The sequence below is a fragment of the Paenibacillus polymyxa M1 genome (genome assembly GCF_000237325.1).
In the GTDB taxonomy this organism is placed as follows: Bacteria; Bacillota; Bacilli; order Paenibacillales; family Paenibacillaceae; genus Paenibacillus; species Paenibacillus polymyxa_C.
Genome location: NC_017542.1, coordinates 2390826 through 2415133, shown reverse-complemented (window position 1 = coordinate 2415133; position 24308 = coordinate 2390826). Strand labels below are relative to the sequence as shown.

Annotated in this window: 21 protein-coding genes; 4 read left to right on the top strand and 17 right to left on the bottom strand. The window is 46.3% G+C overall.

Going from position 1 to position 24308, the window contains the following annotated elements; all coding sequences use genetic code 11:
- The first annotated feature begins 130 nt into the window (after positions 1-130).
- A complete protein-coding gene (locus tag PPM_RS11025) occupies positions 131-493 on the top strand; it encodes a hypothetical protein (protein ID WP_013370923.1) in 363 nt (120 codons plus the stop codon).
- Positions 494-612: 119 nt separating this feature from the next.
- Here the strand turns inward: PPM_RS11025 and PPM_RS11020 are convergent, their stop codons facing one another.
- From PPM_RS11020 to PPM_RS10960, 14 genes are all read right to left on the bottom strand, one after another.
- Positions 613-912, bottom strand: coding sequence for a DUF6509 family protein (locus tag PPM_RS11020; RefSeq protein WP_013370922.1), 300 nt, complete (start codon positions 910-912; stop codon positions 613-615).
- A complete protein-coding gene (locus PPM_RS11015) occupies positions 906-2873 on the bottom strand; it encodes an ATP-dependent DNA helicase (RefSeq protein ID WP_013370921.1) in 1968 nt (655 codons plus the stop codon). The genes PPM_RS11020 and PPM_RS11015 overlap by 7 nt, the downstream gene beginning before the upstream one ends.
- A 216-nt stretch (positions 2874-3089) precedes the next feature.
- A complete protein-coding gene (locus tag PPM_RS29040; RefSeq protein ID WP_228392925.1) occupies positions 3090-3290 on the bottom strand; it encodes a hypothetical protein in 201 nt (66 codons plus the stop codon).
- A 20-nt stretch (positions 3291-3310) separates the two neighbouring features.
- Positions 3311-3829, bottom strand: coding sequence for an RDD family protein (locus tag PPM_RS11010; RefSeq protein WP_013370919.1), 519 nt, complete (start codon positions 3827-3829; stop codon positions 3311-3313).
- A 384-nt stretch (positions 3830-4213) separates the two neighbouring features.
- A complete protein-coding gene (locus tag PPM_RS11005; RefSeq protein WP_013370918.1) occupies positions 4214-5356 on the bottom strand; it encodes a glycoside hydrolase family 88 protein in 1143 nt (380 codons plus the stop codon).
- Positions 5357-5412: 56 nt separating this feature from the next.
- Entirely contained in the window at positions 5413-7323 is a 1911-nt protein-coding gene (locus tag PPM_RS11000; protein WP_013370917.1) for a hypothetical protein, read from the bottom strand.
- A gap of 16 nt (positions 7324-7339) precedes the next feature.
- Positions 7340-9256, bottom strand: coding sequence for a heparinase II/III domain-containing protein (locus tag PPM_RS10995; RefSeq protein ID WP_014599701.1), 1917 nt, complete (start codon positions 9254-9256; stop codon positions 7340-7342).
- Between the two features lie 205 nt (positions 9257-9461).
- Positions 9462-10454, bottom strand: coding sequence for a cation diffusion facilitator family transporter (locus PPM_RS10990; protein ID WP_013370915.1), 993 nt, complete (start codon positions 10452-10454; stop codon positions 9462-9464).
- A 282-nt stretch (positions 10455-10736) separates the two neighbouring features.
- Positions 10737-11705 carry an ABC transporter ATP-binding protein gene (locus PPM_RS10985; protein WP_013370914.1) on the bottom strand — a complete coding sequence of 323 codons (969 nt, stop codon included), beginning with the start codon at positions 11703-11705 and terminating at the stop codon, positions 10737-10739.
- On the bottom strand, positions 11698-12681 hold the full coding sequence (locus PPM_RS10980) for an ABC transporter ATP-binding protein (RefSeq protein WP_013370913.1): 984 nt from the start codon (positions 12679-12681) through the stop codon (positions 11698-11700). Before PPM_RS10980 ends, PPM_RS10985 begins: the two co-directional genes overlap by 8 nt.
- A gap of 13 nt (positions 12682-12694) precedes the next feature.
- On the bottom strand, positions 12695-13621 hold the full coding sequence (gene opp4C, locus PPM_RS10975) for an oligopeptide ABC transporter permease (protein WP_013370912.1): 927 nt from the start codon (positions 13619-13621) through the stop codon (positions 12695-12697).
- 15 nt (positions 13622-13636) lie between these two features.
- Positions 13637-14590 carry an ABC transporter permease gene (locus PPM_RS10970; RefSeq protein ID WP_013370911.1) on the bottom strand — a complete coding sequence of 318 codons (954 nt, stop codon included), beginning with the start codon at positions 14588-14590 and terminating at the stop codon, positions 13637-13639.
- 107 nt (positions 14591-14697) lie between these two features.
- Entirely contained in the window at positions 14698-16422 is a 1725-nt protein-coding gene (locus PPM_RS10965; RefSeq protein ID WP_013370910.1) for an ABC transporter substrate-binding protein, read from the bottom strand.
- 304 nt (positions 16423-16726) lie between these two features.
- Complete coding sequence (locus PPM_RS10960; protein ID WP_013370909.1) at positions 16727-17662, bottom strand: ArsR family transcriptional regulator; 936 nt, start codon at positions 17660-17662, stop codon at positions 16727-16729.
- Between the two features lie 279 nt (positions 17663-17941).
- On the opposite strand from PPM_RS10960, the gene PPM_RS10955 reads away from it, so the two are divergent.
- The 3 genes from PPM_RS10955 (at position 17942) to PPM_RS10945 (ending at position 20842) form a co-directional block, all read left to right on the top strand.
- On the top strand, positions 17942-18232 hold the full coding sequence (locus tag PPM_RS10955; protein WP_014599700.1) for an ArsR/SmtB family transcription factor: 291 nt from the start codon (positions 17942-17944) through the stop codon (positions 18230-18232).
- Positions 18233-18306: 74 nt separating this feature from the next.
- Positions 18307-19488, top strand: coding sequence for an MFS transporter (locus tag PPM_RS10950; RefSeq protein ID WP_014599699.1), 1182 nt, complete (start codon positions 18307-18309; stop codon positions 19486-19488).
- Positions 19489-19507: 19 nt separating this feature from the next.
- Positions 19508-20842, top strand: a complete 1335-nt coding sequence (locus PPM_RS10945; protein WP_043921403.1) for an ISL3 family transposase — start codon at positions 19508-19510, stop codon at positions 20840-20842.
- Between the two features lie 104 nt (positions 20843-20946).
- Here PPM_RS10945 and PPM_RS10940 read toward each other — a convergent pair whose 3' ends face one another.
- The 3 genes from PPM_RS10940 to PPM_RS10930 form a co-directional block, all read right to left on the bottom strand.
- Positions 20947-21882, bottom strand: coding sequence for a dockerin (locus tag PPM_RS10940; RefSeq protein WP_043921441.1), 936 nt, complete (start codon positions 21880-21882; stop codon positions 20947-20949).
- Between the two features lie 190 nt (positions 21883-22072).
- Positions 22073-23230, bottom strand: coding sequence for an amidohydrolase (locus PPM_RS10935; RefSeq protein ID WP_014599696.1), 1158 nt, complete (start codon positions 23228-23230; stop codon positions 22073-22075).
- A 56-nt stretch (positions 23231-23286) separates the two neighbouring features.
- The gene (locus PPM_RS10930) at positions 23287-24303 is read right to left on the bottom strand and encodes an LLM class flavin-dependent oxidoreductase (RefSeq protein ID WP_013370903.1); all 1017 of its coding nucleotides are present in this window, start codon (positions 24301-24303) and stop codon (positions 23287-23289) included.
- Positions 24304-24308 lie beyond the last annotated feature (5 nt).

Genomic DNA, 24308 nt, shown 5'->3' with positions numbered 1-24308 from the left:
AAGATTTTATGTGTATTTGAAGCTTTTGTCAAATGGACCAGTCACAATACCCACACCCTTGATATTCTGCCTCGATATGATGGTAAATATCTCTCAAAATACCCACGTCTAACATAGGAGGATGTCATCTATGGGTAAGCAATGTTTAAAGATAGCTGCTGTATATTTTGCCCTCGGTGTGCTGTTCAGTCTAATCATTGGCGTGTCGGGTGATTATAGCCTGTCCCCTATTCAGTCTCATATCCATTTGCTGGGTTGGACGACTCTTGGGATCATAGGTCTGATCTATGTGACCTTTCCTGCACTTTCAGTTACGATTCTGGCACGTATCCACTTTTGGATACATAACATCAGTCTGCCAGTGTTGATATTGGGTATCATAGGTAAAAATTACGCGATTGCAGAGGCTAGGGTGTGGGTCGTCATAGGGTGGGTGTTACTCGCGGCGGGTATTATGCTGTTTATGGTGAATGTGTGGGACAGACTGCGTTAGATCACATAAGTTTCTTCACTGGTCATAGAAAAAAGGAGCCCGATCATGCAAAGGCTCCTTGATATCCTCATTATAGATTGCAATATATATCTAGCTGTGCTAGCAAAGTGTCCTTACTGTTAATTTACTGCTCCATCCTGTACATGTTCTTTACAGAAGTTTTCAACTGCTTGCAGCTCATCCTCTTCAAGTTCAAGCTCAATGTAACGATCCGTTGCTTTTTCAAACAATTCATACTTCAGCAGTCCTGTCTTTTCCTCGTCTACTAAATAAAGAGCACGGATATATATTCCGTTTTCAGTGTATAGCTCGTCGTCTTCCTCTACCTCTACCTCAATGATAAATTCATAACGCTGTCCACTCAAAATACCAAAAGCATCTTTAATTTGATCTACTGTGTATGCTGTAAAATTCAACATGTTTTTATTCCCTCCGGATTTCCTTCAATTATGGTGCATTCTACGCCAGCAGGCAGTAGTTGTTCAACTTGTGTGCGTACTTCTGGACGATTCAAATCCTGACCCATGATCGAGATCCAGCCCTGATCATTACGCGAGCGGATTAGACGCCCTATGCCCTGTCTGAGTCTAAGTGCCATGTGAGGCATATCTATCTCAGTAAACGGATCTGCTGCATCCTTGCGCAGAGCCGTAAAAACCGGATCATTCGGAGGAAATGGCAGCGACCAGATGATGACATGTGACAGGGATGGTCCAGGGATGTCCAATCCTTCCCATAATGTAACAGCGCACAACACACTTTCCTCATCATTCTGAAAAGCGGAGATCAGATGGCTAATTTCAGCCGAGCCTTCATACAGAAAACGATAGGCAGATGCCTCTGGGTAAGCAGAGAGACCCCTTTGGAAGGCAGTCAGTTCCTCCTGAGAAGGAAACAGAATAAGCGCTCTTCCCTGCGATTTCTCCAGCAGCATCAGCGCCCTCTGGATTGGATTATGTCCCGCTTGTAGCGGGTACAGTGCGGCTTGCATCTGATCGCTGTAGTCATAAGGTGAAGCGACGGAAAACGTTAGCGGGTTTTCAATACCGAGGCTCTGCGCCATATAGTCAAATGAACCCTCCACGGAAAGTGTAGCCGAAGAGAATACGATTGGAATATGCTGCGCAAATACTCGTTCTTTGAGAATCTCTTTTACCATCTTCGGCATAACCACAAGCGTTAATCCATCCTGATCCTCTGTCACCCACGAAATGAGAAGTTCAGGACGCTTAAACAAAGCCAAAGCAGTTTGAATCATTTCCAAATGTTCTTCTACAATTTTGACTTGATACTCATCCAAAGAGAATAACCCGCTTTCAAACACAAGCTCTTCCTCGATCGTACCGATCAGTTCACCAAAACGGTTCACCTCCCGAATCAACGATTCATTCAGGATAAACTCCTTGCGGTTAGACCCTTGTACTGGCTGACTGCTCTTATTGAGCGCAGCAAACAAAACCTCGCTTTGGGAGATTGCATCTTCGATCGTCATGGCCAGAGATTCCCGCACTTCTCCCTCTAGCAGTCGGGTAATAATAGACTCAAATTGAGTGTGCTTAAGCTTGTAAGTAAGCGCATTTTGTGCCGCTGTCTCCAGCAAATGTCCTTCATCAAAAACAACAGAGCTGTGCTCCGGCAGCAATGGCAGCTGACCCTCGCGCTTTCGCGCTTCATAGGTCCATACATGCTCCATGTAAAAGTCATGGGAGCAGATGACCAGATCTGCCGCTTTGCGGTAATGATCACGAGACAACGTCTGTCCGCAACGATGACGCTGATGACAGACGAGACAGTCTTGAAATACATCCCATCCAAGTCTGCTCCACTGTCCATCTGTTAGCTCAGGATACTCTTTCCGGTTCCCGTATGGAGTAAAGGACTGTAACGTATCTGGAAAATGGACAAAATCAGGCAGACCCTGATAAATATCGCGAAAAACATCCGCGTCCTCATCCAGTCCGCTTCTCACCTCATCCAGCTTGTTCAAGCAAATATATTGATCTGGCGATTTCCCTAATCGGGCATCAATTGTCAAGCTTAGATGCCGCGCCAGCTTGGCGATATCTCCTTCTGGCTTCACCAGTTGTTCAATCAATGATTCATCCGCACAGGCAATAATCGCCGGTTTTCTCATGTATCGGGCATATGCAATAGCGTACAGCAGGTATACCAGCGTTTTACCAGTGCCTACACCTGCTTCTGCAAAAATGGTCTTTTTTTCCTTATAGGCACGTTCTAGCTGGAATGCCATATAAATTTGTTCATCCCGAACCTCAAAGCCGACTTCAGGCAAAACTTCATAAAATACATCTGCAATCCAGTCACTTGCCTGCTCAATAAACGGCTTGGACGGATCAAAGGCAAAAGGGTAAGTAGTCAATCGGGCTGTGCCTCCAATTCGTTCATAATGTGCATCCTTTCATTATAACGCAAAACAAGCTAAAAAGAACATGTAAACTGTAAGAATAACTTACATTTTTTATTTTGTCACAATGGAATTTTTTCATGACATAATGAGAAAACAAAGAAACCAGCGAATGCTTTCAGGCGCTGGCTGGTTCCTTGTTTACTTTTGCTTCATCAAATCTGGAATTTGTTACAGCAATCGCTCTCTCGTAATGGCATCATCAAAATTCCACGAACTGTCGAGCGTATATACCCGTTTATTCTGAACGGCAGGAATCGTTTTCCACACTTCACTATTCATCAGGTTTCTGGGTTGTTGCAATTGTTTCTTGACTCTGATCCGACAGAATAAAAAGTTCATCCCCGATAAATGAAGGAAGTACCCTTCCATCTTCCGCAACGTTAATTTCCTTAATTTATGATGTTAGAAGCTGCTGGAGGCAAGGATGATTGCTGCTCATGTCGCTGCAACTCTTTTTTATTTACAACTAAGGTTTTGGCACATAAATCGTGGACTCCTTGTTTTTTCGCAGTAAAAGCAACCACAATGTAAATAATATGAACAAGCATAAAAGAAATGACTTTAATCCAGTACCGTCCGGATGCGTGTAAGAATCCTAGACGGTTTCCTTTGCTGTTAACTACAACTAGAGAAAACACAAGCTTCCCCGGCGTAGCCTGTACTTTCGATGATTCCAAAAAACCACAATATAGCCATGGTAGCACAAGCCAAAGAATCAGCGGCATCCAAATAAAAAATTCTAGTATGAAACCCGTCTCCTCTATATCCAGAAGAACTGGAATTATGGAAAATGTCCCCCCAACTAAAAGGACTATGGCAAAGAGAATGATCAGATCAATGATAAACGCTGCCGTTCTCACCCAAAATCCTCCGTAAATCTTTCTCACACTATCACTTGTCACTGTCATAATGATATAACTCCTTTGCATTCGTTAAAATCCATTTTATTCCTTTACCCAAAGAGATATCATAGGCTCACTTCCCTAATTTGTCAATTTAAGAAGAAACATCATATACAAGTAAAAGGACCTATTTTCATGCATTAAAATGAACATTCTTTTAGGATTTAAGCGCTTATACACCGTAATTTTACTCTGAGTGGGCACGAAATAAGCGCGCCACAGTCTCTTATCTACCTATACGTAGTACTTTGGCATCGAATTAGAATCAGCCTTTTTCACGGATAAAAAAACAACGTATGTGTAAATGAGATTACACATACGCCGCCACACTATTTATTCTGTGGATTTGACAAGCAACAACTCAACTCGAATGAGCTTGTTCCCGACCATCTAACGCACTATGTTTTTTGCCTCCACACTAAACAAACCTTCCTCACCACGCAGCTTTGCCAATGCTTCGACAAAGAAGTAATCGCCGTAGATAATGGGCACATTGATGTGTCTTTGCTCAGGATAATGTACGGTTCCGTTCATCAGCAATCCCTCATGTTCTTGGCACCATGCCGTACCTGTGTGATGCAAGCCCTTGAGGATGGATTCTGCAGCTTTGGTAAATTGCTCTGCACGTGCCGAATATTTTGCTAGTTCCAGCAAACCGCTAGCTGCAATGGCTGCAGCTGACGAATCCCATGCTTCGCGGTGCCCTTCTTCTGCTCTAAAGTCCCACACAGGCAGGCAAGCATCGCCCAGTTGGGACAGGAAAAAGTCAGCCGTGTTCTCGGCTACCTTTAAATAACGCGGATCGCGCGTGTACCCGTACGAAAGCGTAAAACCGTACAGCGCCCAAGACGTGCCGCGTGCCCAGGCGGAACCGGGAGCAAATCCCTGTCCGCCATGCTCGGCGACCTTTTTTCCAATCTCCGGATCGAACTCAATTACATGCGCGATGGAGCCGTCCGAACGAACGAACTCACGTGCCACGGTATCTGCATGCTGAACAGCGAGAGCAGCAAAGCGTGGATCTCCACTTTCCTCCGAGGCCCAATAGAGCAAGGGTAAATTCATCATACTGTCTATGATCGCAACACCCCGTGTATCCATATCCTTCGAGTGGAAGTTCCACGCGCGAATAAAGCGGCCATTCACGTTAAAACGAGCAGCCAGCAAATTAGCAGCCAATAACCCCCGTCTTCTGGACTCTGCATCACCAGTCAACCGATGGGCGGCCACACCGCTGAGCAGCCAAATAAAGCCGAGATCATGGTCTACAGCTTCGCTATTATAAAGTATTTTTTCCAATCGAGCCTCGCAGCGTTGTGCAATTTTAGCGGTCTCACTGTCAGGACGTGCCCGATGGGCCAGCCATAGCAGTCCCGGATAAAAGCCTGCTGTCCACCACGCTTCCTCACAATTATCATAACGTCCACCCTCTGCAACATGTGGAAAGGCGTCCCCCAGTCTTGCCGCCAAGGCAAGCGTTTTATTCAGTGCCAGCTCCCACGATTGTTCCAGCCATGCTTCTGATTTTGTCATTTCTTTTTCCTCTCCCTTTCCACAGGATTGAAGATAACTATGGCTCCCGACCTAATCTATTCAGGTAACCGAATGATAAAGGAAATGCGGCTGCCTCCACACTCCAGACGCGCTCCCTTAAGCAAACCATTTCGGCAGGCTACGGCAGTCAATTCTTCCGGCCATACCACGTTTGTTCCTTCCGTCGTGGGGATGACTTCAAGGCTTGCGCCTGCGTATTCGACTCGAATGCTTTCAGTTTCTTTCCCGGCTGTCATCACATGATGAATCACACTTCGTTCCCGACCGTCATACGCCATCAATGGAATAAGTGCCCCTACATTCTGAATATTGCCTTGAAGCTCATACGACACTTCAATTTTGCCAGGCACCTGACGATAATGCGTTCGGATTTCCCTCACTCCCGGGAATGGACCTTCCCACAGCAGAGTAAAGTCTGTCTCTCCATCAGATGCTGAACTGCGCTCCATCTGTACGTTTCCTCCGCCATCCTGCGGATCAATCCCTCCATCACGGTCGAACTCCAATGTGCCAGGGATTCCTTCTGACAAGCTGTGCCACTTTCCGTCTTCGGTTTGCCAGGCGGGTGTATAGCTCAGCGGGAAAATATCTCCCTCCGCGAAACCCGTAAAGCCGCGATCTGCGTGTCCTGCTGAGGATGGGCCGATCAGAGATGGCAACGCAGAACGTTGAATACGTACGATACCCGGAATATTGTACGGATCGTTGATTGAGGTTTGCACAAACATTTGCTGCCCGTCTACAGCTGCAATGACGGTCTGAAACCAGCCATCCGTTGCCAATACCCGACTGCCGATCTCCGCCGGGATAGAGGTTGGAGGAATACAATCAATCTCCTTCCCATGTAGGAGCGTATGGGCCAGCACAGCTGCCGTCCACAGACTGTAGCAGGTATGATTCGAGTACACCTCAAAGCCATGGCGTGCCTCAGATGAATAATGGTTGCGGACGATATGCAGTTTGCCATCATCGGTCTGCCAACGGCCAATCGATTGCCAGCATAGATCTGCTGCCCGCCGAAATGCACCTGCAAGCCCATACTCGCCTGCTGTATACGCCTGCTGCGCATGTGTTGTAAAAACAAAGGCCGCAGCCGCTTCGTTCCATTGGTGTTGCGCGCTTCTTCCACGCGGAGGAATTTCCCCATGCGGGGATAAAGTCAGCAATGAGCTGAGTGCTCCCCTGCGAAGGTAGTCACGCACTTCGAGAGCACAGCCGCCATTATATCCGTTCTCCAGCATCACACCTAGATGAAACCGTGTGACAATATCGTAGGCGAATGGGCTATTGGGCCGATCCAGCGGACCATCTTGGTACAGCCCCAAACTGGTAAAGCGAGGTAAGTGGTAGTTGCGGATATACGTCTCCATCCACTCAGAATCGGCTGCAATCCCTTCAGTGGCACGCAAAAACTCGCCGGAAATCATGATCGCATTCCAGTTGATCATCCGGTTTGGATTTTTCATTTTGCTCATCGTAAAAATGTAGGTCTGCTCAGGCTGAATCCTGCTCAATTGCTGTTTCCAAGCCGTGGCCTGCTCTGGCAGCAGATTTTTAAGGATACGATACGCCCCCATCATCATAATTGGAAAAAAGTCCGGGTGATGATCTGGTGCTTTTTCCTCGACTACACAGGCTATGCTATGCGTCAAGGCCGCAGCAGCAGACTCAAGTAAATCATGCCGGCCTTCTTTGACCAGCACAGCCGCAGCCAACGCATAGGATGGAGTGGAGTAATACCGTTCACTTTCAGAATGAGGATCAATGATAGCTCCGTTTTCATCTTGATACGAGGCATATGCGCGAACCAGCTTTTCCAGCACATCCAGCTTACGTTCGTGAGTCCATCCATCATTTTCTCGATTTGGTGCGCTTTCCACCTGTTCTATAAATCTCTCCAGTTCCGTCTGCCAAGGGTACACGCTGCCTGTTTGAAGCTTATTCATTCTGTATGCCTCCCATTCAACATGAAGATTGATGTATGGTAAAAAACAGATTGCAATCGATGCTTGCTGAACCGTTCCAGCGATTAGAGTCTAGTTGCAGTGATGTCTTATAAAACACAAAAGCCACTCCGTCATGATCTATATGCTTCACAGCCTCCAGCCGCTGTCTCAGCACGCCAGCATCATAATCTAGCCTAACCACTGCGTTCGTTCCCTTCCATTCCACGAAGCCTACTCCTGTATGAGGCTGAATACGGCTGATCAAAAGCTCCTCCACCTCCCACGGCTTCACGTTCATACCAGACGTCTCAAACTCAAAATGATCTGTGACAGTAAGCCTTGCTCCCTCGTTACCCTCCGGCACACTCCAGGCAAAGGAGCGAGTGAAAACAACCAATTCATCTACAGCATAAGCAGATGTCAAATCGAGCTTAAAGCTTGTAACTGTCTGTGCTCCCTCCTGCTCATCCATAGCAATATCCAGCACAACCGCCCTTGCCTTTGCTCCGGATTGCTGCGTGACTCCATTAATGATAGGCACGGAATGACCGCTGGAGGAAATGTTGATAATCGACTCCCGTCCTGGTGAAAAATAGGCCTTCGTGTACAAGCCTGCTCCTAGATCACAGAGTAGATTTTCGCCACCGCCATGAAGGATGAAGTGTCCAAGATCATTATGATTGTGCGGCTCATTGTTATGCCCAGCCTTGGCTGAAAATGCAAGTGCGGCACCTGGGTTATCCTGCTGTCCCCCAGATCCATGATGACTAGAGCAGAGGCTGCGGCACATCAACCAGCCGAGTTGCGGCAAATAATCGATTACGGCTTCACCGCATCCATATACCAAGGGATTGGTCCAGACTAGGTTACGCAATACATGAGCCCAGCGGCGACACGGATCTTCCAACAAACCAGGTACCCGAAAGGGGAGTGTAGATGGGCGTCCTTGCAAAAAATTCACATGAGAGATGAGTCCAGAAGGCAACCGTTCAGTTTCACTACTATCTGAATAATTAGCGAAAATACCGTCTGACAGATGGACTCGTTCTGCAAAGGCTGCGATTTGTCTTACCTTTTCTGAGTTCAAAATATCCACAGCTCCCTCGGTAAACTCACGCAGCATATCGGCAAAATATATAAAATACCCAAAGCCATACACCCAGTAACCTACGCCTTCGGGACATCCCCCGTCCTCTCTGTAGCCTGCCAAAAAACAATCCAGTGCACCCAGCATACGCTCGATGGCTACCGCTCTGGAAAAGTCGTCTTTTGCCAGCAGCAATGCAGCAATTCCGCAACCTGAAGCGCATACTGCCGACCAGTTATGCTCTGCCGTTTCCCACTCAAAATGGTGAGGCTGCCAAAACACAGGTTCCAGTACACGGCGTTCAACCTCTTTGTGTACCTGAACGACTACGTGATCAGCCAGTCGTTCTCCAAGTAGCAATAAAATTTCAACCAGCATTTGCGCTGTTTCTGATGCGAATAAATCCACCTGCTGCCAAGGCGGTGTTACAGTGTCCTCTTCGTTGACATGTGCAGGAAGCGCCCAAGTGTACTCGGTGCATATGTCCAGCAGTCCGCTTTCCACCTCTCTCATCTTCCGATGCTCCGGATCGGCAACTGCTGCCAGCACGATAGCAACCAGTCGTCCGCGCCGTTCAAAGTATACATCCTCATACGGCTTGCGCTCCCCTGTATTAGCAAATTGCTGGAACAGAGACAACGGTAGTTCAAGCCGTGGTGCTTCCCGAACATCATTGCAGATACGTTCGATGTCCTTCCAAAGCTCGGCGTATGCCGGTTCATCGACAGTTGCCCGCAGCCTTTGGGTCCAATTGCTCCTTAACCGTTGTCTTGCCGAATTCTGCACTCCGCCAGCCAGCGCGTTGACGAGCCGCGAAGCAGGCCAAGCCTCCTTCAGAAGACTCATTCGCATTTCCTCCCCATGAGAAGCATTCGTTTCACTTTCTTTTTTTGTTAACGCTTTCATTGTATCTAACAATCTGCCTAAATTCAAAGGGGGGTAAGAATATAATTGGAAAAATATAAAAAAACCTCCACGCCACGTTGTCGTGGTCATGAAGGTTCTTATTTACGTTCTTGAGTTCCGTCCAGATTCGCTTTGGTCCATTTTTCTACGCTTTAGGCTTCTCTTGTTTCCAGTTTCTAATCCCGTCATCCTCTAGAATCCCCAATGCGGCATCTGAAATATTAGGATCACGCAGCAGAGCATCCTCGACTCTAAATTTAATATCATCAGCATCTGCCAGCGTCATGCCCGAAGTAAGCTCGATCACCCCTTCGACGTGATAGTAACGTCCCTCCTGCAAAATACGCATTTGAGAAATATCGGTCACATGTGTATCTGCCAAAATAATGGAAGCCACACGTTCTTCGATATCAGGAGGTGCAGATACACCAATCAAGCCCACCATGTTGTCATAACCGACCCGGAAAGCTACACCGACCATCAGACAGCCGATGAGAATACTCGAAATCCCGTCCAGCAGCTTAAAATCTGTCAGCGATGTGACAACTACAGCAAGCAGGGCAAGTACCCCGCCTGTCGTTGCTACCAAATCCTCATAGAACACCAAGCGGGTTGGTGGCGCAGCACGTCCCACATGACGAAAGGCAGAGGTAAAAATACCTAGCCCCTTCGCTTCCACTCTGGATTCATGCAGCACTTCTTTCATCGCTTTGCTCCATACAAATCCGTCAACCACCAATGACAAAACCAGCACCACTACATTAATCCAAAATCCTTGTGCGGATTCGGCCGGATGCTGCAGCAAATGAACTCCTTCCAATACAGTTTCGTAGGCCATAATCGTTACGACAATAACGGCAACCATACAAAAAAGATTAATTACCCGTCCGAAGCCGGTAGGAAAACGTTTCGTAGGTTTTTTCTCTGCCAATACACTGCCCGCAAATACAAACATTTGGTTCACCGCATCCGCAATGGAATGCATCATCGTAGCAAACATAGAGCCGCTGCCTGTCAAGGCAAAAGCAATCCCCTTAATCAGGGCAATGCCAGTATTACCCAATGCCGCCGAGCCTGAAGATTTATTTCCTTTTTTGACCATACTCCAAAAGGAGTCCTCTCTCTGTTTCACTTCCATCTTGTAGCTCCTCCTGAGGTATACATAATCTGACATATCCACATTATGTAATCGCTTGTTATGTATTATTTTTAACCCGTCCATATTCTACCTAACCAACTGAGGAGAATCAATACTCATGATAATATATTCCATCGTAAAGATTCCCCATGACTCTCACGAAACGGAAGATCGTAGCTACGGATTCCTCAAAGCAAAAAGCCGTTGATCTAGCAGAACCTTTTTATTGCGGTGAACGTTCTGCTGTGTCAACGGCTGCAAAACTTGCTGACTTAACTTCGTTCATTCAGCCAAATGGCAAGCCACCCAGTGATCTGGACGAGCTTCACGATAGCGTGGAATCTCTTGAGAGCAACGGTCGATTGCAAAGGGGCAGCGAGTATGAAACTTGCAGCCCGAAGGCGGATTCACCGGACTTGGAATATCCCCCTTTAGCAAAATACGTTCTCTTTTCAGCTTCGGCACCGGAATAGGCACAGCCGACAGCAACGCCTTCGTATACGGATGCAGCGGATTGCCGAATAGCTCGTCACGCGAAGCTGTTTCGACCATAGAGCCTAGGTACATCACGCCAATACGGGAACATAAATGTTCAACTACACTTAAATCGTGAGAGATGAACAAATATGTCAGCCCCCGCTCGGCCTGCAATTTAGCAAAGAGGTTAATAATCTGTGCCTGGATGGACACATCCAGCGCTGACACCGGCTCATCAGCGATGATCAGATCCGGTTGGAGCGCCAACGCGCGGGCAATGCCGATCCGTTGACGTTGACCTCCTGAAAATTCATGTGGGAAACGGTCGATATGATATTCCGACAATCCGCACAGCTTGAGCACGTCCAGCACGATCTGCCGGACCTCTTCTTTGGTAGCTATACCGTGGTCGAGCAGCGCCTCACCAATGGCATCTCCGATTCGTACACGCGGATTCAGCGAGCTGTACGGGTCTTGAAAGATCAGCTGAATTTTGGGACGAAATTCCTGCATCCCTTTGGCTGACAAGCTGTGGAGATCCACCCCTTTGTATTTGACGGTACCATCTGTTTTATCCGTCAATCTAACAATCGTGCGGCCCACCGTGCTTTTACCGCTCCCCGATTCCCCCACCAGGCCAAAGGTTTCACCCTGACGGATCGTAAAGCTTATATCGTCTACTGCCCGCACATGTCCTGAAGTACGGTTCATAAACCCCGACTTCACCGGGAAGTACGTTTTTAAACGGTCTATTTCCAGCAACGGCTCAGCCATGAACAACCGCCTCCTCATACAACCAGCAGGATGCTTTCTGCTGAGCTGCAACTTCTTTTAATGTAGGCTCCTTTATACGACAAATGTCCATACAATGCCCACAGCGGTCATGAAAATAACAGGACGTCGTCAGCTCTAGCGGATTAGGCACCTGCCCAGGGATGGAATACAGCTCCTTTTGGCGCTGATTAAGCACCGGTTTGGACTTGAGCAAGCCTTGTGTATAGGGATGCTTGGGGTGATTGAATAGCTGCACCACTTCGCCTTCCTCGACGATCTTGCCCGCATACATCACAATTACATAATCTGCCATCTCCGCAACAACACCCAAATCATGGGTGATCAGCATAAGCGACATATTGGACTGGGCTTTAAATTCACGCAGCATGTCGAGAATCTGTGCCTGAATTGTTACATCCAGTGCCGTGGTCGGCTCATCCGCAATAAGCAGCTTTGGACCGCAAGAAACAGCAATGGCAATCATAATGCGCTGCAGCATCCCTCCGCTCAGTTCATCGGGATAGCTTTTTAATATCTGCTCCGGTCGGGATATACCGACCTGTTCAACCAACTCCAGTGCCCGCTTGCGAGCTTGCTTTCGGCCCATCTTTAAGTGCTCAATCAGTGGCTCCGACAGTTGTTCACCAATGGTCATAACCGGATTTAATGAAGACATCGGCTCCTGAAAAATCATGGAGATTTCATGTCCGCGAATCGTGCGCATCTCATTTCTACTAAGCTCTAGCAGATCGGTTTCCTCAAAACGGATACTTCCACCTGCCACTTTACCACCGGGACTCTGAATCAGGCCCATGATCGACATGGCGGTAATACTTTTGCCGCAGCCCGATTCACCCACAATGCATACCGTCTCCCCCGGCTTCACGCGAAAGCTGATATCATCCACCGCTTTGACCGTTCCTTCTTCTGTATAAAAATGAGTGCTTAAATGTTCAATAGAAAGTAAATTGTCCATGGTGCATGATCACCTACCTCTTATGTTTCGGGTCGAGTACATCCCGCAGCCCGTCACCAAAAATATTAATAGCGATGACTGTAGCAAAAATAGACAGGCCTGGCGGTATCCACAACCAAGGTCGTTGCTGAAAATCCAATACATTGTTGGCAGCATCAATCATATTGCCCCAAGTCGGTGTCGTGGGCAGCACCCCAAGACCAAAGAAGCTAAGTACAGATTCACTCAAGATAGCTCCGCCAATATTCAATGTAGCGATAACGATCAGCAACGGCAAAATATTCGGCAGCAGATGCTTAAAGAGCTTTCGGCGATTCGATAGTCCTAGCACCGTCGCGGCTTGCATAAATTCACGTTCCCGTAAACTAAGCATCTGACCTCTCACCATCCGTGCAATCCCCGGCCAGTTGACTAGACTCAGCATCAACATGACGATATACATCCGTTGATCAGGCGGAACCTTCCAGTCAGATAACAGCGCCCCCATAATAAATAGCAATGGTAAACTGGGTATAGTCAGCAGCAAATCGGCAATGCGCATAATGATTTGATCCGCAATTCCGCGAAAATAGGCGGATATAACCCCTAGCGTTGCTCCTAAAAAAACAGACAACACCATAGAAGCCAAACCCACAGTAAGAGAAATTTGACCTGCCTGCATCACACGTGTCAGCACATCCCGTCCCAGCTTGTCTGTTCCTAGCCAGTGATGGATATTCGGCGCTTTGTTCATTATTAATATGTTCGTTTTGTTATCGGAATAAGGAGAAAATAACGGACCGATAAAACAGAGCAAAAACATAAATACCACGACGAGTAGTCCAGCCATAGCAAGCTTGTTTCTGAACAGCTGCCGGAGCGCTTGCTGCCACATTGAAGATTTGGCAGTTGTGCGCAGTCTGCTGTTGCTCGTGCTCAAATTACTGCTCACGGATGACATTCCTTAGCCCCCTTACTACACTTTCACACGCGGGTCAGCAATGCGATACAAAATATCGGATAACAGCGTCCCGATCACGCTCAATATGGCAATTAACATCGTAAAGCCCATAAGCAGCGGATAATCCCGAAGCGAAAAGGATTGCATGTACAACTGACCGATCCCGGGCCAGTTAAAAATCTTTTCAATAATCAGAGATCCGCCAAACAGCGCAGGCAATTCAAAGCCAACGAGCGTAATCGCAGGCAATAATGCATTTCTCAATGCGTGTGTAAAAAGCACCTTTCTTTCCTTTAAGCCCTTTGCACGGGCTGTGCGGACATAGTCCTGCTGGATCACGTCGATCATATTGCTGCGGAAGTAGCGGGTCAGCGAACCCAATCCCAGCAGTGTCATTACGATCACCGGCAAGGTCATGTGCTGGAGAACCTCCTTCACATACTCCAAGCCTGTAGCGTTACTGCCCGTATTAAGCATGCTGCCCGGTGGCAGCCACTTCAGATCGACCGCCGCAATTTTGATTAGATATAGTCCAATAAAAAAAGATGGAACAGACATCGCGGCAAAAATTAACACCATGACCAACGTATCGAACCATGAATACTGCTTGTAAGCAGCTACTACACCAATAATGACCGCAATCAGCCAGGTCAGGAAAGTCGATACAATGGCTAACAAGAACGAGTTCCAGATATATTCATTAAACAAGGTCAGCACTGGTTTCTGTTGGGCGAGCGAATAGCCGAAATTACCATGCAGCGCGTTGCCTAGCCAGTTTCCGTAGCGTTCAAGAATAGGCTTATTCAACCCGTAAATTTCCCTGAGCTCCGCCTTTCTCTCTGGCGATAGCTTCAGATTACCGCTAATGAAATCTCCCGGTGTCATGGCATACAGGAAAAAAATCATCATTGAAGCGGCCAACAAAATAATAATCATATACGACAGTCTTTTCGTTAAAAACGAGCTCATGACAGACTCCTTTCAATTCATGGTCGGGCTACCCATTACGCATCCTCCATTTGGGAGACCCCTTGATCCGAACCTGGCGTTCTTCACAAGGGGCCTGCAAAGGTGGCTTATTTAAGGGACCATTCGAACAGATTACCAGACAAGCCAATGAATGGGCTGACCTTTACATGTTCCATCCGACCATTGTAAGCATATACTGTCTTCTTGTAGTTGGTGAAAATAACAGGGAGTTCATCATTTAGCAGCACATATAATTCTTTATATATTTTCTTGCGTTCTTCTATATTCGTCGTAGCCAAGCCTTTTTCATAGAGCTCTTTGAGCTTCGGATTGTTATATCCCTTGATTTCACCATTGACGAATGGCTCAATTCCATCCGATGGGTCTGTCAGCATGGCTGTCGAGAAGGCCGCGAGATCATAATCTTTGCCTTCTACTTTAGCGACCATCGCATTAAAATCTGCGAAGATTTCCGGTTGCAGGTCAACACCAATCGCTTTATAGTTCTCAGCCGCAAGCGCAATAAACGTATCTGTTTCCGGACGTTTAGAGGTCAGCAAGTGAATGGTCAGCTTTTGACCGTTTTTCTCACGGATGCCGTCACTGCCTTCTACCCAGCCTGCTTCATCCAGCAGCTTTTTTGCTTGCTCCGGGTCGTAGTTGTATGGATTGATCCCATCGGTCGTGTATGACCAGAATATAGGAGAAGCCGGAATGTTGGCGACCGCCCCTGCTCCCTGTGCTGCATCAACATAAATGCTTTTGCGATCCAATCCATAGGTCAATGCTTGACGAACCTTTTTATCCTTCAGCTTTTCATTTTCCAGATTGAGTTGCAAATATCCGTAGGTGCTCGGGGTATATGGAAGAATATTCAAAAAGCCAAGCCCTTTCAGCTTGTCGATATTTTCCTGCGTTGCGGTAAAGGAAGCAAAATCGGTATCACCTGTTTCGATGAATTGCCATGCATCACCTTCCGCTGTCTTATAAATGAAGTGTTTCGTTTTCGGCTTGCCTTTAAAAAAGTGATCATTCGCCTCCAGACGAACTTCTTGCCCGGGAATGAATTTTTCAAGCTTATATGCCCCATTCCCCAATGGGCTACCATGCAGATTTTTAAAATAATCCAGCTGTCCGAACTTATAATCCTTGCCGTAGTAAGCTTTGGACAGCACATATTCACCGAGAATGGTTAGAGCCAGCGCGTTCGGCTTTTCCAATGTTACTGAAATAGTCTGTGGATCGATTACCTTAATTCCATCAATTTGCTTTGCCTTGCCTTCCCTGTAGGCTCTACCGCCTTTAATGTTCAGCTTCCGAATTTGGCTGTCGCCAGGATAAGCTTTGTCATAGATCAACGTCCAGGTAAAAGCGACATCCTCTGCTGTCAAAGGCGAGCCATCGCTGAATTGGGTACCGGGAACCAAGTGAAACGTATACGTCAGATTATCCTTGGAAATATCCCAACTCTTCGCTAGATTGGGCAGTGGAAGCCCTTTTTCGTCTACGGTCACCAGCGGAGTCCATAACTGCGAAATGACGTTGCCGTCATAGCCGCTTTGATTAAAATACGGAGTGAATACCCCGGCCGGGTCAGTCAGGCCGACAATAATGGTGTCGTTTCTTTTTTTAGACACTTCCGGCAATTTGGACATATCAGAAGCCTTTACCAGACTTGTTAATGGCTGCGCTATAGCAGTTGTCTGTGTGTCCCCATTATTTTGGGCAGTAGTATTGTTGGTGCTATCCGATCCACCGTTAGAGCAAGCTGCCAGCAAGGTAGAACTCGCTAGAAGCAGACTGCTAAGTAAAATAATACCTTTTTTCAACATAATCCCCCCGAGTTAAATTATTAAATTCCGATAGAACAAGTTGTGATTAAGAAGATAAACCTCATTATAGGAATTTATTGGGGTTCTGTAAAGGGAGAACTGCATTTTTTTATATAAAAAATCTGCTCATAAACATCGATCCGAATTCATGTACAAATATAAATAAAACCTCTCAATCCCTAATAGTAGATTGAGAGGCAGTCTCTTACTGATTACTATATATTTTTTACAGCATGGATATAATGAATCGTCTGCATAATCAAAAACGATCAAACTTCCCGATGATCTTGGCAAACAAATAATTCTATATTCGCTCCATGTAGCCAAGGATACTCCCTTGCATCTCATCCACAGCTGCAAGCCGTGCACTGTAGCCGAGCAATGTTTCGCCATCAAAATGTGCATGAATGAAGCCAGCGGCACGGAGCTTAAATATATGATCGTGTGTGATTCCCTTGGATAGCTGGAGATGACGTACAATCTCAATAAAGGTTCGCGGAGATTGGCTCTGGTACAAATATTTTAAAATCTTGAGCCTGCTCTTCTCCCCCAAACTTCGAATCATACGATATTCTTGTGGTGATAAAAAATCATCTTCCTGGACATATACTCCTGCTGAATAATGACATAACAAAAGTGAGCCAAATTGATAAATAATATTCATCGGCTGAAAATGATATTGCGGTACCAGCAACACCTGCGTTAGTCCTGCGGAAGGCTCGAATCGGAATCCATTAGTTATACGATCCACCCACTCCATAGAGCTATATACGTTCTTCTCCCGCTTTCTGCGTTCAGCTTCCAGTTTCAGGTCGCTGAGAATCCTTGTATCCATGTGACTAAAATACTCCTCGTTCCAGCCGGATAGCAGTTGTAAAGCAAGTTTACGGAGGTTCTCCATGTCGTCAGACAGCGGAATCCCATAGGCTGATGCCTGTTGTTTTAATTCCGGTAAAGTCTGGCTTTCCAAGCGGTCTACGACCTCTTCAATGCCCCCCTGATCAGAAAGCATACAGACAAATCCATAAATAACCTTCCAATCTGTATTGATTTCCATGGACTCCAGTAACGCGGACAGACTTGGAGACAGCGTTCCACGCACTTGTTCCGCCCACCCGGATGATAAATCAGTTTTTTTGTAAGCCTTGCGGCAAATAAAAGTGTGTAAGCTGCTGAGCAGTTCAAACACCGGTCCGTATGCTACATGTACATCGTAAGGAGCATTCACGTTGTGACTCATCGCTTTCTGTCCTCTTTTCTTTCATATCTGATGTCCATTATACATACTATCGTACATCCGTTCATTCTTAGTGATTCATTCATACGAGAATTTAGCACATTACTGATGCAAGGCCAAAGCCAGATCCGTTAGAGTCAAACTGTTTATCTATAAAACAAACAAAGGGTATTCGGATTTTATGGTGGAAACAAAATCAAAACATTTGCCTTAAAAATCGGAGAATATGGTGGTATTTTTCTAAAGACTTGATTTGTAGCGATATCTTAGTACAATGGTTTTATGACTACTCAAAAAGTAATAAATGACGAGCTCAGAGTCAAAATATTTAAGGCGTTAGCCGATGAAACAAGATTGGACATCATACGAGCTCTATACGCCAGCAAGAAGGAAATGAATTGTGGAGAAGTAGGACATATTCGCGATACTACGAAATCGAATACTTCGTATCACTTGCGTGCTTTAAAGGAGGCGAAATTGATCAAGGTACGAAAAGAAGCTCAAACGAAGTATATGAGCATCGATTTGGAGACATTTCAAACTTACTTACCTGGATTTCTGGATACGTTGTAGAAAGAAATTCTTTTTTTTTATTCATTAGTTCGATAATCTTTGAACTATAGAACTAACTAAAAAGGGTGATTAGAATGATCAAATTAACTGCTTTATTTTTCCTCATCATGTTTGTTATCGGTACGGATACGTTTTTGATTTCTCCGCTCATCCCCACTCTTCAGAGCTTGTTTCATATCCCGACTGAATATTCCGGTTGGATGGTGGGGTCTTATGCTTTAGGTTATGCCATTTTTGCACTGATTGCTGGACCGCTTTCCGATGGATGGGACCGCAAAAAAGTAATGCTTGCCGGCATGGTATGCTTCTCGGTTTCAACCATGTTATGCGGCTTTGCCACAGGTTTTTGGTCAATGTTCTTCTTCCGTTTTTTAGCCGGAGTCAGCGCAGCATTTACGGCGCCTCAAGTCTGGGCCTCGATCCCTGCTCTGTTTCCAACGTCAAAAATCGCCAAAGTATCAGGAATCGTCATGGCAGGCTTGGCTGCTTCCCAAGCGTTCGGCATCCCTATTGGAAGTCTGCTTGCCTCAACCCATTGGTATTATCCTTTTTTTACAATCGGTGCATGTGCATTATTGGTAGCAGTATTCATCTTCTATGCTTTGCCCAAAATGAAACCAAATCAAGGCCAAAAAACCAAGACTCCGGTTTTCAGTAGATACATCCCACTATTGAATAGCCGAATGGCGAGAAAGGCTTTCCTCGCTCATTTCTTATTTCAATGTGGATTCTTTGCTGCCTTTTCTTTCATTGGAAAATGGGTGACGGATCGCTTTCACCTTTCAATTGATCAAGCGGGATACGTAATGTTTTTTCTTGGTCTTGGGAATATAGTCGGGAGCTTCGGCGGTGCCTATGTGATCAAAACGTTAAACCGTTTCAATACGCTGGTTGTAGGCTTTCTTGTCTCTATCATATGTTTTATTTTTTTGCCTCTCTTGCCGTCGGTTGCGGCTTTCGAAAGTGTTTACTTTTTCATATTCGTTAACATGGGGATCGCTTTTCCCCTAATATTGGGAATGCTGAATTCATTAAATCCGACCATCCGCGGCACGATCTCCAGCTTGGCCAATTCAATCATGTACGCTGCGACAACGCTCGGTTCTTGGATCGCAGGCCTGATTTACGCGACTTTTAACGGTTTTTCCGCCGTAGGCATGTTTGCGGCAATATGCTTTGCCGGTTCGTTGTTATCCTTTATATTCAGCGGTATTTTGACCAGTCACGCAAAAACAAAAAAGGAACTTGCATCATAAATGCATAGAAGAAATTCATATGGATATTCTAAATCTTTCAAAATTCAACATCCTAAGTATTAGTGAGAATGAATTTGATTTTCTAATACAAGTGGTGACGAACTCTCCACCTTTGGCTTGCCCTCATTGTGGGTGCATAGCCAACCTCTACAAACACGATAGCAGGGAACAGATCTGCATGGACTTGCCTATTCACGGCAAGCGTGTAGGCCTTCTTATCAAGCGTCAGAGGTATCGCTGTAGAGACTGCAATCGAACCTTTTGGGAACACTTAAACCACACCATAGACGAAAAGCGAAACTGCACCAAACGATTATTGTCTTATATAGAGAAGCAAAGCCTTAAACGCACATTTGTCAGCATATCCGAGGATGTTGGATTGCATGAAAAAACGATACGTAACATCTTTCGTGATTACATTAATCGTCTTAAAGAAACGCTTCGATTTGAAACTCCTAATTGGCTTGGGATTGACGAAATACACATTATTAAGCCAAGATGCGTTTTAACCAACATTGAGGAACATACTTTGTTAGACGTTTTGCCCAATCGTAACAAGGAAACCGTTGTAGGCTACCTCTCACGCCTTCCAAATCGAGGACAAATACGATACGTCACAATGGATATGTGGCAGCCATATAAGGACGCCGTGAGGGCTATATTGCCAAAAGCTCTTATCATCGTCGATAAGTTTCACGTTGTCCGTATGGCAAACCAAGCGTTAGAAACCATTCGTAAGCAGCTCCGAGACGGATTATCGCCAAGAGAGCGCCGCGGGCTGATGCACGACCGTTTTATCCTCCTAAAACGCCGTATAGAGCTTACAGAGATGGATAAGATTACGCTTGACCTTTGGACAAAAAATCATCCTTCTCTCGGCACTGCTTATGACTTAAAGGAATCATATTTCGATATTTGGGAATGTGATAGCAGACAGACGGCATTCCTTAAATACCACGAATGGAAAGTTAAAATACCAACTGAACTGCAATCCGCTTTTGAACCACTTACAAAGGCTATGAAGAACTGGGAACAGGAAATATTCGCCTACTTCGACCATCGCATTACAAACGCTTATACGGAATCTCTAAACAGCCTTGTTCGAGTCATTAATCGTTTAGGCAGGGGATACTCTTTTGAAGCCCTACGAGCCAAGATACTCTTTACAGAGGGACTTAAAAAGCAACGTAAGCCTAAGTACCAGAGGCGGTTTGATAGCTACGATCTACAGGAGGAAAACTTCCCGATGCTTAATATGCCACCTGTTGGAGTTGTTCGTGAGCCAGAAGAAATAATCTTGCTGGGAATCGATTTTTCCACCTTGATCGAGAAATTGGAGAAGGATCAGCTATAAGCCCTTCTCCACCATAAAATCCGAATATCCTAAAAAAGGTTATCACCCACCAAGAATCGCAGGAGACAACCTTTGAATACCTATATTTCTATTCTACGTATCTTTTATCGGGTAGGAAAACGAGAGGTGTCCTTCTTGATCTGGCTCCAGGTATAACGCAACATCCAGGTATCCCACTCTGTTATCTTAGGAGAATTTCCGGCCCACATAATCGTAGGCACAGGGAACCCGCCAGGTGGACGCTCGTGCTCTTCATAGAAATCAGGCAAGCCGAATCCATGCCCCATCTCATGCTCAGTAATCTGAACTTCATCCCAATTCAAGGTGTTCAGGATATAATCATCAGGCATACGTTGTCCCCAGTCACCACCGGCTCCACCCTGAAAATTAGACGTTCCCCATAAGTACATATCAAACCGCTTGTCCAGTCCACCCGGATAAGTATAGTTAGGGTCCATAAAATGTTCAAATCTCGATAGTGCATTAGGAGCAACCGGAAGTTTAGCAGGAATATTGGGGTCTGTTTTACTTAAGTCATCGGTAATCGTATCTGTGTAAACGATTTCATTAGATTGTTTATTAAGAATCTGCGACGGATTTGCAACGGCCCAACCAACTATTTTTACAGTAATATGATCATACGGCCAGCCATCATATCCTTTTAACTGCTTATTCCAGTTATTTATTTGGCGACTTAGCATGGAAGCCATATCTTTACGCTGCTGAAGAGTGATATTTTTAGAGGATTGCCAGCGAACTACATAATTGAGTGTTCCTTTGCCTGCATAAATTTGATCAAAAATCAAGTTTTTACGGTTGGTTGAGCCTTCTTTGACCATCCTATTCTTCCAAACCCATTCTACCGAAGGCTTAAATTTAGCAGGTAGTTCAGCGGCAGCCAAGCTATTACTCATTGTTTCTGTATTCGAAGTACTTTCCAAATCTGAGGCTGCTAAACCGACATTAGCCCCGCCAACCAGTAAAGAAGCAGCCATTACCAATGAAAAAGAAGCCATGATCATTCCTTTTTTCTTCGGCATTTTTTCAACCTCCGTACCTGTTATTTTTACGAGCACATTTAAAATGACAACGTTTGTTCTCTCACCTACACCCACTCTAAATTTTGAATTAAATAACAATTTTATATTATCATTGGAATAATATACCGTCAAACAAAAAGATCCCCTCTTAATAGAGAGGGGATCAGCTCCATAGAGTAGGATCGGGTTCCTACTCTATGGATTTCAATGCCAAATCAGCCAGTGAAGCCAGCAGCTTCGCTGTTCCCGGCAGTGCGCGTTCGTCCAAATCAAAGGAAGGATGATGCCATTCCTGGCTTCCCGCAGTGCCGACAAAGACAAACACACCAGGGATGTACTTCTGATAAAGCCCAAAGTCCTCGCTTGCCGAGGAAGGTATGGGGCGAACGACCTCCAGGCCGACTGCTTCGGCCGCCTGCTCCGCGATCACAGCCAACTTACTGTCGTTCAGCACAGGTGGCGGACCCTCGATCCAGCGGATGTTCGCTTTCGTACCAAAAGCATCAGCTACGCCCTTGACGATCTGCTCGAAGCGTTCAGCCACCTGAGCTCGAACATTCTCATCAAAGGTGCGGATTGTTCCATCCAAATGAGCGCAGTCTGGAATGATGTTCCAGGCATTGCCGCTGTGCAGCTTCGTGACACTGATGACCGCGCTATCGAGCGGGTTAACGCTCCGACTCACAATGGATTGCAGCGCCGTAATGATATGTGACGATACCACGATGGGGTCAATCCCTGCATGCGGCACTGCCGCATGTGTGCTCAGACCCTCCACCTCGATGTAAAATCCGTCTGCCGCTGCCATTAGCGGACCTTCTTTGATGCCGACCGTGCCTACGGGCAGGTCTGGCTTGTTATGCAGGCCGAAAATGGCCTGCACCCCTGCTAACGCACCGCTGTCCAGCACTTGGGCAGCGCCTTTGGCTTTCTCTTCGGCTGGCTGGAACACCAGTCGAACCGTCCCCTTCAGCTTCTGCTCCCGCTGCTTCAGCAATACGGCTGCACCTAACAGGGATGCCGTATGAAAATCATGCCCGCAGGCATGCATCTTGCCAGGATATATCGAAGCATAAGGCAATCCCGTCTCCTCCTGGATGGGCAGTGCATCAATGTCTGCACGAAGCGCGACAGTTGGACCGTCCTGCTGTCCGCCGATTTCCGCTACCAATCCGGTACGCAGCGGCACATCCAGAATAGTTATATTCTGTTCTTCGAGCAGGCGGCGAATATAGGCGGTAGTTTCAACCTCCTCGTTAGACAGCTCGGGATAACGGTGCAGATGACGGCGAATTTCTACCAACTTCTGCTCCAAAACCTGCTCCTTCGTCCCGGTTGATCCACTCATCCCTACTCCTCCTTCGTGAATCCATATTGGTTACAACTTTCTTATGTCAATAGTATCTAGGACTGCACAGGCAACCCGGCAAAAGCTTCATGCAACAACTCGAATGAGCGCACACGCTTGTCGATATCCCGTATGCCTGTCGTTACAATCAGCTCATCTGCTTGATACTTCGCTTGAATTTCCGTCAGCACAGCATAGATTTCATCTTTATTTCCTTTGTTAATTTGTGCTTGTGTAACTTCAATTGTATATTCTTCACCCGATTGCTTACCGAATTCCTCTGCACTTTCCAGCGCACCCACCGTAGCCGTTTTGCCACTGGCCAGGTGAATCTTGTACAGCTTCTGCTCACCTGCCAACTCCGCTGCTTCTTCGGAAGTGTCTGCCACAATAACCGATAGCGCAAAAAGTGCCTTCGGCTCACGTCCATAACTGTAATCGAAAGACTCCCGATACGTACGGAATGAATCCAGTGCAACCTGCTCACTACTATTAATAAATTGCGAAAAAACATAGGGTAACCCCAAACGCGCAGCAATTCCAGCACTGTCTGTACTTGTACCCAAAACATAAATCTCTGCTGGTGTTTCCGGAATCGGATTCGCCTGTAATCCGGCCAGCGGTCCTTCTTCAGGCGGGATATTATGAATATAGCGACTTACTTCATCAATTTTCTCTTCGAGAGAAGGTGCATCATGCACGTTGCGTTGTAACGCCTGTGTGGATTTTGGCAACCCGCCTGGCGCACGTCCGATGCCCAAATCTACACGACCCGGTGCAAGAGAGGCTAGCACATTAAAGTTTTCAGCCACTTTATATGGGCTGTAATGCTGAAGCATCACCCCACCAGACCCGACTCTAATACGCTCGGTGCGTGCCAACAGATGGGAAATGAGTACTTCTGGCGATGAGCCTGCAACCTGCTCGGAATCATGATGCTCTGATACCCAAAAGCGCGTGAATCCCAATTCTTCTACACGCTGCGCCAGCTTAATCGTGTTACGAAGGGCCTGTGCCGCCGTTTCACCCTCGTGTATAGGGCTTTGATCCAACACTCCGATTTTAATGCTCATGTCTC

What these genes read in the sequence shown, in the direction of transcription:
- PPM_RS11025 (WP_013370923.1), top strand. Translation starts at nt 131, where the DNA reads ATGGGTAAGCAATGTTTAAAGATAGCTGCTGTATATTTTGCCCTCGGT.
- PPM_RS11020 (WP_013370922.1), bottom strand. Translation starts at nt 912, where the DNA reads ATGTTGAATTTTACAGCATACACAGTAGATCAAATTAAAGATGCTTTT.
- PPM_RS29040 (WP_228392925.1), bottom strand. Translation starts at nt 3,290, where the DNA reads ATGGAAGGGTACTTCCTTCATTTATCGGGGATGAACTTTTTATTCTGT.
- PPM_RS11010 (WP_013370919.1), bottom strand. Translation starts at nt 3,829, where the DNA reads ATGACAGTGACAAGTGATAGTGTGAGAAAGATTTACGGAGGATTTTGG.
- PPM_RS11005 (WP_013370918.1), bottom strand. Translation starts at nt 5,356, where the DNA reads ATGACAAAATCAGAAGCATGGCTGGAACAATCGTGGGAGCTGGCACTG.
- PPM_RS11000 (WP_013370917.1), bottom strand. Translation starts at nt 7,323, where the DNA reads ATGAATAAGCTTCAAACAGGCAGCGTGTACCCTTGGCAGACGGAACTG.
- PPM_RS10995 (WP_014599701.1), bottom strand. Translation starts at nt 9,256, where the DNA reads ATGAGTCTTCTGAAGGAGGCTTGGCCTGCTTCGCGGCTCGTCAACGCG.
- PPM_RS10990 (WP_013370915.1), bottom strand. Translation starts at nt 10,454, where the DNA reads ATGGAAGTGAAACAGAGAGAGGACTCCTTTTGGAGTATGGTCAAAAAA.
- PPM_RS10985 (WP_013370914.1), bottom strand. Translation starts at nt 11,705, where the DNA reads ATGGCTGAGCCGTTGCTGGAAATAGACCGTTTAAAAACGTACTTCCCG.
- PPM_RS10980 (WP_013370913.1), bottom strand. Translation starts at nt 12,681, where the DNA reads ATGGACAATTTACTTTCTATTGAACATTTAAGCACTCATTTTTATACA.
- opp4C (WP_013370912.1), bottom strand. Translation starts at nt 13,621, where the DNA reads ATGTCATCCGTGAGCAGTAATTTGAGCACGAGCAACAGCAGACTGCGC.
- PPM_RS10970 (WP_013370911.1), bottom strand. Translation starts at nt 14,590, where the DNA reads ATGAGCTCGTTTTTAACGAAAAGACTGTCGTATATGATTATTATTTTG.
- PPM_RS10965 (WP_013370910.1), bottom strand. Translation starts at nt 16,422, where the DNA reads ATGTTGAAAAAAGGTATTATTTTACTTAGCAGTCTGCTTCTAGCGAGT.
- PPM_RS10960 (WP_013370909.1), bottom strand. Translation starts at nt 17,662, where the DNA reads ATGAGTCACAACGTGAATGCTCCTTACGATGTACATGTAGCATACGGA.
- PPM_RS10955 (WP_014599700.1), top strand. Translation starts at nt 17,942, where the DNA reads ATGACTACTCAAAAAGTAATAAATGACGAGCTCAGAGTCAAAATATTT.
- PPM_RS10950 (WP_014599699.1), top strand. Translation starts at nt 18,307, where the DNA reads ATGATCAAATTAACTGCTTTATTTTTCCTCATCATGTTTGTTATCGGT.
- PPM_RS10945 (WP_043921403.1), top strand. Translation starts at nt 19,508, where the DNA reads ATGGATATTCTAAATCTTTCAAAATTCAACATCCTAAGTATTAGTGAG.
- PPM_RS10940 (WP_043921441.1), bottom strand. Translation starts at nt 21,882, where the DNA reads ATGCCGAAGAAAAAAGGAATGATCATGGCTTCTTTTTCATTGGTAATG.
- PPM_RS10935 (WP_014599696.1), bottom strand. Translation starts at nt 23,230, where the DNA reads ATGAGTGGATCAACCGGGACGAAGGAGCAGGTTTTGGAGCAGAAGTTG.
- PPM_RS10930 (WP_013370903.1), bottom strand. Translation starts at nt 24,303, where the DNA reads ATGAGCATTAAAATCGGAGTGTTGGATCAAAGCCCTATACACGAGGGT.